Origin of the sequence: Streptomyces sp. URMC 123 (assembly GCF_051386515.1) — a bacterium.
Taxonomy (GTDB): Bacteria; Actinomycetota; Actinomycetes; order Streptomycetales; family Streptomycetaceae; genus Streptomyces.
In genome coordinates this window covers 1-11,296 of sequence record NZ_JBPQTV010000207.1, presented here as the reverse complement: position 1 = coordinate 11,296, position 11,296 = coordinate 1, and the positions used below count along the sequence as shown (strand labels likewise).

General features: G+C 73.8%; 13 protein-coding genes and 1 pseudogene. 9 read left to right on the top strand and 5 right to left on the bottom strand.

From position 1 onward, the window contains the following. Positions 1 to 401, bottom strand: a pseudogene (locus ACSNOD_RS21590) (DUF1684 domain-containing protein); the annotation flags it as partial. 53 nt (positions 402 to 454) lie between these two features. Beyond that, positions 455 to 1,813 (bottom strand): DUF5685 family protein, encoded by a 1,359-nt coding sequence (locus ACSNOD_RS21585; protein WP_436768649.1) that lies wholly within the window; start codon positions 1,811 to 1,813, stop codon positions 455 to 457. A gap of 310 nt (positions 1,814 to 2,123) precedes the next feature. Here ACSNOD_RS21585 and ACSNOD_RS21580 point away from each other — a divergent pair, with 310 nt between their 5' ends. Beyond that, on the top strand, positions 2,124 to 2,564 hold the full coding sequence (locus ACSNOD_RS21580) for a cell division protein SepF (RefSeq protein WP_436768648.1): 441 nt from the start codon (positions 2,124 to 2,126) through the stop codon (positions 2,562 to 2,564). Positions 2,565 to 2,631: 67 nt separating this feature from the next. On the opposite strand, the gene ACSNOD_RS21575 is transcribed toward ACSNOD_RS21580, so the two are convergent. Beyond that, positions 2,632 to 3,828 carry an acyl-CoA dehydrogenase family protein gene (locus ACSNOD_RS21575; protein ID WP_436768647.1) on the bottom strand — a complete coding sequence of 399 codons (1,197 nt, stop codon included), beginning with the start codon at positions 3,826 to 3,828 and terminating at the stop codon, positions 2,632 to 2,634. Between the two features lie 108 nt (positions 3,829 to 3,936). Next, on the bottom strand, positions 3,937 to 5,712 hold the full coding sequence (locus tag ACSNOD_RS21570) for an MFS transporter (RefSeq protein ID WP_436768646.1): 1,776 nt from the start codon (positions 5,710 to 5,712) through the stop codon (positions 3,937 to 3,939). Positions 5,713 to 6,229: 517 nt separating this feature from the next. On the opposite strand from ACSNOD_RS21570, the gene ACSNOD_RS21565 reads away from it, so the two are divergent. Continuing rightward, the gene (locus ACSNOD_RS21565; protein WP_436768645.1) at positions 6,230 to 7,351 is read left to right on the top strand and encodes a phosphatase PAP2 family protein; all 1,122 of its coding nucleotides are present in this window, start codon (positions 6,230 to 6,232) and stop codon (positions 7,349 to 7,351) included. 168 nt (positions 7,352 to 7,519) lie between these two features. On the opposite strand, the gene ACSNOD_RS21560 is transcribed toward ACSNOD_RS21565, so the two are convergent. Continuing rightward, positions 7,520 to 7,732, bottom strand: a complete 213-nt coding sequence (locus ACSNOD_RS21560; protein WP_436768644.1) for an I78 family peptidase inhibitor — start codon at positions 7,730 to 7,732, stop codon at positions 7,520 to 7,522. A 327-nt stretch (positions 7,733 to 8,059) separates the two neighbouring features. Here ACSNOD_RS21560 and gvpO point away from each other — a divergent pair, with 327 nt between their 5' ends. The 7 genes from gvpO to ACSNOD_RS21525 all read left to right on the top strand — a co-directional run bounded on the left by gvpO (position 8,060) and on the right by ACSNOD_RS21525 (position 11,219). Next, positions 8,060 to 8,359: a gas vesicle protein GvpO gene (gene gvpO / locus ACSNOD_RS21555; protein WP_436768643.1), complete on the top strand. Its 300-nt coding sequence runs from the start codon at positions 8,060 to 8,062 to the stop codon at positions 8,357 to 8,359. A 94-nt stretch (positions 8,360 to 8,453) separates the two neighbouring features. Further along, the gene (locus ACSNOD_RS21550) at positions 8,454 to 8,873 is read left to right on the top strand and encodes a gas vesicle structural protein GvpA (protein WP_436768642.1); all 420 of its coding nucleotides are present in this window, start codon (positions 8,454 to 8,456) and stop codon (positions 8,871 to 8,873) included. After that, positions 8,874 to 9,617 carry a GvpL/GvpF family gas vesicle protein gene (locus ACSNOD_RS21545; protein WP_436768641.1) on the top strand — a complete coding sequence of 248 codons (744 nt, stop codon included), beginning with the start codon at positions 8,874 to 8,876 and terminating at the stop codon, positions 9,615 to 9,617. Positions 9,618 to 9,636: 19 nt separating this feature from the next. Continuing rightward, positions 9,637 to 9,882, top strand: a complete 246-nt coding sequence (locus ACSNOD_RS21540; protein ID WP_436768640.1) for a gas vesicle protein GvpG — start codon at positions 9,637 to 9,639, stop codon at positions 9,880 to 9,882. Between the two features lie 4 nt (positions 9,883 to 9,886). After that, the gene (locus ACSNOD_RS21535; RefSeq protein WP_436768639.1) at positions 9,887 to 10,183 is read left to right on the top strand and encodes a gas vesicle protein; all 297 of its coding nucleotides are present in this window, start codon (positions 9,887 to 9,889) and stop codon (positions 10,181 to 10,183) included. Next, complete coding sequence (locus ACSNOD_RS21530; RefSeq protein WP_436768638.1) at positions 10,180 to 11,013, top strand: GvpL/GvpF family gas vesicle protein; 834 nt, start codon at positions 10,180 to 10,182, stop codon at positions 11,011 to 11,013. Before ACSNOD_RS21535 ends, ACSNOD_RS21530 begins: the two co-directional genes overlap by 4 nt. Beyond that, entirely contained in the window at positions 11,010 to 11,219 is a 210-nt protein-coding gene (locus tag ACSNOD_RS21525) for a gas vesicle protein (protein WP_436768637.1), read from the top strand. The genes ACSNOD_RS21530 and ACSNOD_RS21525 overlap by 4 nt, the downstream gene beginning before the upstream one ends. Positions 11,220 to 11,296 lie beyond the last annotated feature (77 nt).

Below are 11,296 nucleotides of genomic sequence, written 5' to 3'. Positions count from 1 at the left end.
GGGGCGGTGGCGACGATTCCGGCGAAGGAGCGGCGGTTCTCGGCGGCCGGGTCGAACACCCTGACGGCCCAGTCGCCTTCCCGCGCCATCACCACCAGCCGCCGGTCGCCCTGGACGACCCGCGCCGCGGCCGGTTCCCCCCGGTCGGCGCCCAGGACGAGGTCGCCCGCGAACGGCCTGCCGTCGACGGTCAGCCCGTCGTCGGCCGAGGCGTGGAGCAGCACGCCGTCGGCGGCCTCGCGCCACAGCCCGGGAATGGCCGGAATTCGACCCTCCCGGGCCTCCGCGAGCCAGTGGGTCCCGGTGAGCGAGAGCGGCCCGTACGGCGCCGAGACCGCGGCCTCCCGCTCCTCGCGCCACTCGGCCCACTGCCGCCGCGCCTCGTCGTCGCTGTCCCTCATGGCGGTCAAGCCTGTCATATCGGGTGCGCGGGCGCGGGAAGGCGTCGGCGCTCTCAGCAGTCGCAGCCGCAGCAGTCGCAGGAACAGTCGCAGCAGTCGGCGGCGTCGGAGACGTCGGAGGCATCGGAGGACTTACGGCACCAGCCCTCGCGCTTCTTCCGCTTGCGCCAGGGGTCGTCATAGGACTTGCGGCAACAGACCTGGCAGGTGCAGAAGAGCCCGGTCCACACCGCGCAGCCGGCTATCAGGCCGCGCTTGCGCGGATGGCGGTCCTGGCCCCAGCCGTCGAAGCCGCCGCCTCCGCCCCCACCGCCGTGGCCGTGACCGCCACCCGAGCCCCCGGGCCCGCCGGAACCGCCGGCGGGCGGCCCGTACGCGTACGCCCCCGGCGACCCGTACGGCTGACCGTACGGCTGCTGCCCGTACGCCGGCGCGCCCTGCTGACCGTACGGCTGCTGTCCCTGCGGCTGCTGTCCGTACTGCCGCGCGCCCGGCTGCTGCCCGTACTGCTGAAGCTCCCGCTGAAGTCCCCGCGGGTCCGGGTCGCCGTGCGCGCAGGCCGTTCCGAAGGCGCGGTCCACCGCCCTGCCGAGCTCGTGGACGAGCAGGACGTGCGCCAGCCGCCCGTCGACGAAGTCGACGTCCTCCAGCGCCAGCCGCACCCCGCGCACGGCGTCGTCGCACAGCCTGCGCACCTCGGCCGCGTCCGCCCCCGTGGCGGCGATCGGGTTCCACGCCCCTGACGCGGTGTCACGGTGGAGGTCCTCGACGGCGTCCAGCAGATGCGCCAGCCGCCCGAAGAGCCGGCCCGCCTCCTCCAGCGGGGCGCGGTTGCCGGGCCGGCCGGCGAGCACGGCCGTGTGCCCGAAGGCCGCCGCGGTCGCCGTCTCGGTCGGCTCGGTGACCGCCAGCAGCGAGCCGCCGAGGCCCGTGCCGGCCTCCAGCTCCGCCTGCCGGTCGACCGCCTCGACCAGAACGGAGGTGTCGAATCCGAGGTCGGCTCCCGTACGGGCGCCGGCCCGGTCCCAGCGCCGGGCCACCCGGCGGGCGGCCGCCGCGACCGGGCGCCGGGCCAGCAGCCCGTCCCCGTCCAGGACGTGGTCGCGCACCTTCGCCGAGGCCAGCACCAGCGAGACCGCCGCGGCCAGCCGGGCGCCCTCGCCCCGGGCCACGGGCGCCGTCCGCATGCCGCGCAGCGGACAGGGGCCGGCGGTGCGCCGCCAGTCCCCCGAGCGCTCCGACTGGGCCTCGACCAGTACGGACACGATCAGGCCGTCGTAGTTGGTGGCCACCCGGGCGAACTGGCCGTGGTCCCCGCGGAGCGCGAGGCACAGGCCGCAGAGGTGCGCCATCCACTGGGTGCGCATGTTTTCGGACATGCGATGAGCGCATGGCCTGACGATGCCGAACACGAAATCCCCCGAAAACAGATGAAAGGAACGCCGTGGCGCCGCCCATGGCCCGCGCTCACGGCTCGCGGGGCATGCTATCCGGCCACCTCATCACCCGTACGACCCCTGTGTCACCCATCCGGCTCGACGGGCAGGAGGTAGCGCACCGTCAGTATCCGTACACAGCAGAAACTCTGATGGCCCGCCATGCGTTGTGCACCAGTACCGTCACGAAACCCCGGCAGGGGGTCTTTCCGCTTGGCGCATCCTCCGCATCATGGACGACCATAGAGAGGCGGACGGCAGCGACCGCGTGTGAGAGGAGGCGTCCATGGGATCGGTGCGCAAGGCGAGTGCCTGGCTGGGCCTCGTCGACGACAACGATGACGAGCGGTACTACGACGACGACTACGCCGAGGGACCCGAGCCCCGCGACGCCTGGGTGACCGACCCGCGGGTGCGGGTGGCCACCGAGGCCGCGGTGCAGGAGGAAGGGCGCCGGATCGCCACCATCACCCCGGACGGCTTCCGGGACGCCCGCGGCATCGGCGAGCTGTTCCGGGACGGCATCCCGGTCCTGGTGAACCTCTCCACCATGGAGCCCGCCGACGCCAAGCGCGTGGTCGACTTCGCCGCCGGTCTGACGTTCGGGCTGCGCGGCTCCATCGAACGGGTCGCCGCGAAGGTCTTCCTGCTGACGCCCAACGACTACCAGGTGGTGAGCGGGGAGTCCGTGGCCCGCTCCGGCGACGGCTTCTTCAACCAGAGCTGACGCCCCCGCCCGGCCCCGCCCCCCGGGCCGGGACCGTGTCTTCTCGGGCCCGCGCCGACCGCTCGCCTCAGCGGAAGGCGTCGAGCCCGGTGAGTGCCTTCCCCAGCACGAGCTGGTGCATCTCCACGGTGCCCTCGTAGGTGAGCACCGACTCCAGGTTCGTCGCGTGCCGCATCACCGGATACTCCAGCGAGACGCCGTTGGCGCCCAGGACGGTCCGGGCCGTGCGACAGATCTCGATCGCCTCCCGCACGTTGTTGAGCTTGCCGAAGCTCACCTGCTCCGGCCGGAGCGTCCCCGCGTCCATGCGCCGCCCCAGATGGTGGGCGAGCAGGATGCCCTTGTGCAGCTCGACGGCCATGTCCGCGAGCTTGGCCTGGGTGAGCTGGAAGCCGCCGATGGGCCTGCCGAACTGCTCCCGGGTGCGCGCGTAGTCGAGCGCCGCCTCGAAGGAGGCCCGCGCGGCGCCCATCGAGCCCCACACGATGCCGTAGCGGGCGTGGCTCAGACAGCTGAGCGGCCCCCGCAGCCCGATCGCCTCCGGCAGTACGGCGTCCGCGGGCAGCCGCACCTCGTCCATCACCAGCTCACTGGTGACGGAGGCGCGCAGGCTCCACTTGTGCTTGATGTCGACGGCGGAGAACCCGGGGCTGTCGGTGGGGACGAGGAAGCCGCGGATGCCGTCGTCGGTGCGGGCCCAGACGACCGCGACGCCGGCCACCGAGCCATTGGTGATCCACATCTTGCGGCCCGTCAGCACCCAGTCGCCGCCGTCGCGCTTGGCGTGGGTGCGCATCGCGGCCGGGTCCGAACCGTGGTCGGGCTCGGTCAGGCCGAAGCAGCCGATGGTCTCCCCGGCGGCCATCGACGGCAGCCACCGCTGCTTCTGCTCCTCCGAGCCGAAGCGGTGGATCGCGTACATGGCGAGCGAGCCCTGCACCGAGACCAGGGAGCGGATGCCGGAGTCCGCCGCCTCCAGCTCCAGGCAGGTGAGCCCGTACTGGACGGCGGAGGCACCCGCGCAGCCGTAACCCCGCAGGGACATGCCCAGCGCGCCGAGGGCGCCGAGCTCGCGGGTGAGCTCGCGCAGGACGGGCAGCTCACCGCGCTCGTACCACTCGGCGATGTGCGGCAGGACCCGCTCGGCGGCCCACTGCCGGACGGTGTCGCGCACGGCGAGGTCGTCGGCGTCCAGCAGGTCGTCGAGCCCTAGGGGGTCCTCGGGGGCGAACGGCGGCACGGTGCGGGGGGTCCGGGTGGACATGGGCGCGGCCTCCGGGTCGTGACGTGATCGGTCGTGATCAGTCGTGATCATCCGTTGAGCACAGAACCTACGGGTGGGCCGGGCCGGCCGTCCAGGGCCCGCCCGGGATCAGCCGCGGGCGCGCAGCCGCTCCCCGGACCGCCCGTCCGCGGGGCGCGGCACGGACGTGGCGGTCGCGGACGAGGACGGGGAAGCGGGCGCGGACACGGGCGTCACGGCCGGCGCTCCGGTCGCCTCCTGGCGCGCGCCCGTGGCCGCGGCCTCGCGCGCCGGACCCACCGGCGCGTCCTCGCTCGACCCCAGGCGCTGGGCCGTCTCCCCGCAGTCCATCAGCCGCGGCAGCCGCAGCGCCGCGACCGCGCCGAGCAGCAGCAGGGCGGCGCTGACCACCAGGGTCACGTGCAGCCCGTGGACGAACGACTCCCGCGCGGCGGCGCGCAGCGCCTCCCCCGCGGGGCCGCCGAGCCGGCGGGCGGTCTCGTACGCCTCGCCCAGCGAGTGGCCCGCGGCCGCGCCGGCCGCGCCGGGCACCCCCGGCACCTGGGCCACGCCCGGCGCGTAGGCCGCGTTCATCACGCTGCCGAGCAGGGCGATGCCGATGCCCGCGCCGAGCTGGTACGAGGTCTCGCCGATGGCGGCCGCGCCGCCCGCCTGGTCGGCCGGCGCCTCGCTGAGCATGGACTCGTACGCGCCGAAGAGCGTGGTCTCCAGGCCGAAGCCGAGGAGGACGAAGCCCACGGTGAGCAGGGTGGGCCGGTCCTGCTGGCCCATGGCGGTCAGGGCGAGCACCGCGGCGGCGGTGAGCGCGAAGCCGAAGGCGACCATGCGGCGCGGCCCGAACCGGTGGAGTATCCGCGAGCCGGCCAGCCCCGCGGCCATGGCCGCGCAGGTCAGCGGGATCATGCGGAGCCCGGTCTGCAGCGGGGAGAGGCCGAGCACGAGCTGCATGTACTGGGTGGCGATCAGCTGCAGCCCGACCAGGGCGAGCATGGCGAGCACGATGCAGCCGACGGAGGTGCCGAACGCCGGCCGGGCGAACATGCGCAGATCGACGAGCGGGTGGGCGCGGCGGCGCTGGCGCCGTACGAAGGCGGTGAGCAGGGCCGCGCCGCCCAGCAGGGGCACCAGGGTGGCCGGGTGCAGCAGCTCCTCGCCGCTGCCCACCCGCTTGATGCCGAGGACCATGCCGAACAGCCCGAACGCGGCCATCAGCGCGCCGAGCACGTCCCAGGGGCCGTTGCGGTCGCCGGTGGACTCGGGCAGCAGCCAGCGGCCGAGCGGGAGGCAGACCGCCATCAGCGGAATGTTGATCAGGAAGACCGAGCCCCACCAGTAGTGCTCCAGGAGCAGCCCGCCGAGCAGCGGCCCGACGGCGGCCCCGACGGCGGCGACGGCGCTCCAGATGCCGATGGCGAGCGCCCGCTCGCGCCGGTCGGGGAAGACCTGGCGGAGGATCGAGAGCGTGGCCGGCATGATCATGGCACCGCCGACGCCGAGCAGCGCGCGGGCCGCGATCAGCACCCCGGGGCTGTCGGCGCTCGCCGCGACGGCCGAGGCGACGCCGAAGAGCCCGTAGCCGAGCAGCAGGACGCGGCGGCGCCCGACCCGGTCGCCGAGCGTGCCGAAGAGGATGAGCAGGGACGCGGCGACCAGCGGATAGGCGTCGACGATCCAGAGCAGCTCCATCGCGCCGGGCCGCAGGTCCTCGGTGACGGCCGGGACGGCCACGTGCAGGACGGTCGCGTCGAGGGCGACCAGCAGCAGGCTGACGCAGAGCACCACCAGGATCACCCAGCGGCTGGCGCCGGGGCCGGCTGCGGTGCCGCGCGAATGCCGGGGAACGCCCGCCGCCCGTCGCTCGTGGGCCGTGGTCGTTCCGGACATGTACGCACCTCCCAGTGTGGAGCTCGCGCTCGGCGGGGCTCGGAGCAGGACCGTTGTCGCGGTGGCCCGGCGGCCTGAGGCGAGTGAATCGTCAGCGTACGCGAGTCCGGACGGCGCGATGCCGGGCCGGGCTCCCCTTTGTGAACGACGCCACGTGGTATTCGCCACGCGCTCCTCGGGCGGCGCGTCATCGGATTCCCGCGCTCGCGGGGGTGCGCGGCGCGCGCGGCCACCCGGCTCGGCACGGGTTCGACACCGCCCCGTGATCCATCACCCGCCGTGATCCATCGGCCGGTGCCGACCGCCGACGGAATTCACGCGGCGCCCGCGGTGCACGAATTCGGACATCCCGTGAAGATCATCCGGAAAAGGTGATGGTAATTCGCGAAGCGAGCCAAACGCTTTTCCCGAACCGGCCGAATTAAACTCGCACATGAGACGAAGTCCACATCACATCGTCATCACAAACCCGCTGGTTGGGCCGAGTGCGCTGCCTACGCGCTGTAACGTCGATTGGGTGCGTACCGACCGAATCCTCGCCCGACTCGAGCAGGAGCCGGAGCGACCGAGCAACCGCGAAGTCCCGCGGATGAGCCGAACACGCAGGGTGTTGTTCGGCACGACCCTGGGGCTGTACGGCGCCATCGTGGCGGCCGTTCTCGCGGGCACCCGACTGGTCCGGCTGGACTGGCAGGTGATGCTGTTCCGCCCGTACAAGCAGTGGCCGGAGCTCCACGCGTCCCTGGACTACTTCGTGGTGCTCGGCCAGCGCGGCCCGACGGCGGTGCTCGTGGCCGCCTGGCTCGGCTGGCGCTCCTGGCGCCAGCGGACCCTGCGCCCGGTGTTCGCGCTGGCCGTGGCGCTGCTGCTGCTCAACGTCACCGTGGGCGCGGTGAAGTACGGGCTGGGCCGGCTCGGCCCCCACTACGCGACGACCGTCGGCTCCGCCGAGATGTTCGCCGGCGGGGATATATTTCCTTCCGGACATACCGCGAACGCCGTGGTGACCTGGGGCATTCTGGCCTATCTCGCCACCACGCCGCGGGCCCGGCGCGTGCTCTCCGTGGTGGCCGCGATGTTCGCGCTCGGGGTCGGTGCCACCACCGTCTACCTCGGCACCCACTGGGTCAGCGATGTGCTGCTCGGCTGGGCGGCCGGGCTGCTGATCCTGCTGGCCCTGCCCTGGTTCGAGCCGGCCATCGCCTGGGCCGAGCACTGGGTGCTGGCCACGCGGGACCGGCTGCGGGCGGGCGGTCCGCTCTTCCCCGTTCCCGCCTCCCCGCCCCTGCCGGGGGCGGCCCCGGGCCCGATCCCGGCGCCGGTGTCCGCCACCGGCGGCCGGCCGGCGATCGGCGTCCAGCGGGTCGGCTCCTCCGAGGGCTCCTCGGCCTGGGAGCGCGAGCCGGTGCCGGCGAGCGCCGGGCGGACGGCCGTGGTCGCCTCCGGCGCGCCGGGCACGGCCGCGGGGCGCGGCGCGGAGGGCCGGCCGCACCACGCGGCACGGCCGCACACCACGCGCTCCGAGCGCACTCCGGTCACGCCGACCGGCAGCCGCCGACCGCCGCACTCGGACCGGGTGGGACGGACGACGACACCGCTCGCGCCGTCCGCCCAGCGGGGGCGCCCGGCGGGAAGCTGACCGCCTTTCGGCTGCCGACCGACTTCGGCCGCCGACCGTCTTTCGGCTCGGGGCCCGGTCGTGGGAGGTACGCACACTCCCCACGACCGGGCCCCTTCGCGTTGCCGGGACCGGGGCGCTGGGCGCAGCGCTGGGCACAGGGTGCGGGGGGCCCGCCCCGATCCGCCGTCAGCCCTGCCAGCAGCGGAGGACCGTGCCGTCCTTCACCTCGAAGTTGAGCCGTCCGGCCAGGTACTCCATGGTGATGATCGCGCCGGGCGCGACCGCGCGGACCGTGGTCCAGCCCCGGCCGCGGGCGAGCGATTCGGCCTCCGCGGCCGCCATGCCGACGTACTCCTCGCAGTCGTCTTGCGGGTTCGGTGGCATCGATGCGTTGTCCATGGCCGCCACCGTAGGTGTCCGGCGGCCCCGGTGGAAGCACCGGCCCCGGGCGCCGAGGCGACATGTTCACGCCACTGCCCCGCCTCCGGACAGTCACGCTTGTGTCACAAAACTCCCGCGCCACGTTTGCCTGTTCGGCCATCACCCTTACGGGCCTTCCTCGCCTCTCGGCGGGGCCGCCGAATATCGGCCGGACGGCAAACCGGGAACGCGGGGAATTCGCCCGCCAATTGCGCTTCCCCGGCCGATTCGGCCCACCATTCCAACGATCCTCTCATCGCAGGTTTGACGAGCCCGAGGCGCGGTACCCGGCGCTTCGAGGCAGCCATGGCGAATACATCGAGAAATCCTGACAAGAGCGCGGCGGACGGCAGTCCCCCGGCGCTGGAGGTGCTGCGCACGGCAGGCCGGCAGCTCGCGGAGCTGACCGGGCTGCGGGGCGAGGCGGTGACCCGCTTCGAGCGCACCGACCAGGGCTGGGAGCTGGAGGTGGAGGTCCTGGAGCTCGAGCGGGTGCCCGACACGATGAGCCTGATGGCGTCGTACGAGGTCACCGTCGACGAGCAGGGACAGCTCACCGGCTACCGACGGCTGAGGCGCTACGAGCGCGGCCGATCCGACGGCTGACGACACCGACGACGCCTACGACATCTACGACACCGAGAAAAACCCGGAGAGACCGAGAGATCCGTAGGACACCACAGAGAGGGGGCCAACCGACATGACGGTTGTCCCGGCACAGCAGAGCGGGGGCTCCGGCGGCACCAGTGGCCTGTACGACGTGCTCGAGCTCGTCCTCGACCGAGGGCTCGTGATCGACGCGTTCGTCCGGGTCTCCCTGGTCGGCATCGAGATCCTCAAGATCGACGTACGGGTCGTGGTCGCGAGCGTGGACACGTATCTGCGCTTCGCGGAGGCCTGTAACCGGCTGGACCTGGAGGCCGGGCCGCACCGCAACCCGGGCCTGCCCGACCTGGTCGGCGAGGTCACCGAGTCCGGTGCGCGCGGCAAGGCCAAGGGCGCCCTCTCCGGCGCCGCCCAGACCATCTCCGACGCCTTCAAGCGCGGCCAGGACGACGCCGAGGAAGAGCCGCGCCAGCGTCGCAGCAGCAGCAGCTCCCGCCGGAAGGAGGAGGCATAGATGAGCACCTACGTCTACGGCATCGTGCACACCGGGCACCCGGCGCTGCCGGAGGGGCTCGTGGGGATCGGCGACCCGCCCAGGGAGGTCCGCACGGTGCGGTCCGGTGAACTGGCGGCCGTGGTCAGCGACTGCCCCGACGAGCTGCGCCCCAAGCGGCGGGACCTCCTCGCCCACCAGCACGTGCTGGCCGAGGTGGGCGCCGGCGGCCCCGTGCTGCCGCTGCGCTTCGGCAGCCTGTCCGCCGACGACGACACCGTGCGGCAGGTGCTGGAGGACCACGGCGAGCACTACCGCCGCCAGCTCGACCAGCTCGACGGGCGGGTCGAGTACAACGTGAAGGCCGTCCACCGCGAGCAGGACGTCGTGCGCCTGGTCGTCACCGAGGACCCGGAGGCGCGGGCGCTGACCGAGGCCAACCGGGCGGCCGGCGGCGGCTCGTACGAGAACCGGCTGCGGCTGGGCGAGCGGATCGCCAACGGGGTGCGGGCCCGCGAGGTCCACGACGCCAAGGTGATCGAGGGCGCCCTGGCCCCCCACGCCGAGCTGCACCAGCCCGGCCCCGAGGGCTCCGGCTGGCTGGTCAACCTCTCCTTCCTGCTGGAACGGCAGGCCGCGGCGGGCTTCCTGAACGCCGTCGAGAAGCTGCGCGAGACCAACCCCCACCTGGACCTCCAGGTGAACGGGCCGCTGCCGCCGTACAGCTTCGTCCAGCCCGCGCCGGCGGCCCAGGGCGCGCGATGAGGGCCGGTGACGGGTCGTCATGGGACTGATCGGCGAGGTCCTGCTGCTGCCGCTGGCACCCGTGCGCGGCACCGGATGGGTGCTGCGGCAGCTCGTGGCCGAGGCGGAACGGCTCCACTACGACCCCACGACCATCCAGCGGGAGCTGCGCGAGCTGTCGGACCAACTGGACGCGGGGCTGATCGACGAGGACGAGTTCGACCGCCGCGAGGACGAGCTGCTGGACCGGCTCGAGGCGGCGCGCGCCGCCTCGGAAAGGAGATGACGGCATGACGACGGGGACCCTGCCGGAACCGTACGGCTCGTCGGGCAGCGGCGCCAATCTCGCGGACATACTCGAACGGGTGCTCGACAAGGGTGTCGTGATCGCCGGTGACATCCGCATCAACCTGCTCGACATCGAGCTGCTCACCATCAAGCTGCGCCTGATCGTCGCCTCCGTCGACAAGGCGAAGGAGATGGGCATCGACTGGTGGGAGCACGACCCGGCCCTCTCCTCCGGCGCCCGGCGACAGGTGACGAAGGGGAGCGACCCGGCGAGCGACCCGGCGGAGGAAGCGTCATGACCGAACCCCTGCACTACGTCTACGCCGTGACGCCGGCCGCGGACTGCCGACTGCCCGCCGGGCTGACCGGGGTGGGCGGGGCCCCCGTGCACACGGTGCCGGACGAGGAGCTCGCCGCCGTGGTGAGCCCCGTGCCGGCCGAGGAGTTCGAGGAGGCGCCGCTGCGGCGCCATCTGGAGGACATGCACTGGCTGGAGGTGACGGCCCGCTGCCACCAGCAGGTGGTGGACGCGGTCGCCGCCTCGGCGTGCGCGCTGCCGCTGCGGCTGGCCACCGTCTGCCGGGGCGACGAGGGCGTCCGCCGGATGCTGGCGGACGGCCGGCGCCGCTTCCGGGAGGCCATCGAGCTGCTGGACGGCCGCGACGAGTGGGGCGTGAAGATGTACGCGGACCTCGGGCCCACCGTCGCGGTCGCCGGCGAGGAGAGCCCGCGCCTGGCCACGGGCCGGGAGTATCTGCGCCGCCGCCGGGAGCAGCGGATCGGCCGCGAGGAGACCTGGCGCAAGGCGGAGGACTGGGCGCGCGGCACCCATCAGGCCCTCGCACGGATCGCCGAGCACACCCGGCTGCACCGGCCCCAGGACGCCCGGCTGTCGGGCGCGTCCGGGCAGAACATCCTCAACGGCGCGTATCTGGTTCCGCGCCGGGAGGCCGGGGCGTTCACGGCGCTCGTCGGCGAGCTGGCCGAGCAGGCGCACGGCGTACGGATCGAGCTGACCGGGCCGTGGGCCCCGTACTCCTTCACCGGCCTGGCGTCGGAGCCCGCCGGCGACGACACGGCGCCGGCGGCGGAGGAGCCCGCGGGGGCGGGAGAGGAGGCCCGCGGGTGAGCAACGCCCTCGACCCGCTCGCCCAGCGCGAGATCGCCCTGGTGGATCTGCTGGACCGGCTGCTGGCGGGCGGGGTGGTGCTCGCCGGGGACCTGACGCTGCGGATCGCCGATGTCGACCTGGTCAGGATCGACCTCCACGCGCTGATCAGCTCGGTGAACGAGAACGTACCGTCCCCCTGGCCGGACGCGGAGGAGATGCCATGAGGGGGGGGGGGGGGGGGGGGGGGGGGGGGGGGGGGGGGGGGGGGGGGGGGGGGGGGGGGGGGGGGGGGGGGGGGGGG

What these genes read in the sequence shown, in the direction of transcription:
- ACSNOD_RS21545 (WP_436768641.1), top strand. Translation starts at nt 8,874, where the DNA reads ATGAGCACCTACGTCTACGGCATCGTGCACACCGGGCACCCGGCGCTG.
- ACSNOD_RS21535 (WP_436768639.1), top strand. Translation starts at nt 9,887, where the DNA reads ATGACGACGGGGACCCTGCCGGAACCGTACGGCTCGTCGGGCAGCGGC.
- gvpO (WP_436768643.1), top strand. Translation starts at nt 8,060, where the DNA reads ATGGCGAATACATCGAGAAATCCTGACAAGAGCGCGGCGGACGGCAGT.
- ACSNOD_RS21530 (WP_436768638.1), top strand. Translation starts at nt 10,180, where the DNA reads ATGACCGAACCCCTGCACTACGTCTACGCCGTGACGCCGGCCGCGGAC.
- ACSNOD_RS21570 (WP_436768646.1), bottom strand. Translation starts at nt 5,712, where the DNA reads ATGTCCGGAACGACCACGGCCCACGAGCGACGGGCGGCGGGCGTTCCC.
- ACSNOD_RS21560 (WP_436768644.1), bottom strand. Translation starts at nt 7,732, where the DNA reads ATGGACAACGCATCGATGCCACCGAACCCGCAAGACGACTGCGAGGAG.
- ACSNOD_RS21540 (WP_436768640.1), top strand. Translation starts at nt 9,637, where the DNA reads ATGGGACTGATCGGCGAGGTCCTGCTGCTGCCGCTGGCACCCGTGCGC.
- ACSNOD_RS21550 (WP_436768642.1), top strand. Translation starts at nt 8,454, where the DNA reads ATGACGGTTGTCCCGGCACAGCAGAGCGGGGGCTCCGGCGGCACCAGT.
- ACSNOD_RS21575 (WP_436768647.1), bottom strand. Translation starts at nt 3,828, where the DNA reads ATGTCCACCCGGACCCCCCGCACCGTGCCGCCGTTCGCCCCCGAGGAC.
- ACSNOD_RS21580 (WP_436768648.1), top strand. Translation starts at nt 2,124, where the DNA reads ATGGGATCGGTGCGCAAGGCGAGTGCCTGGCTGGGCCTCGTCGACGAC.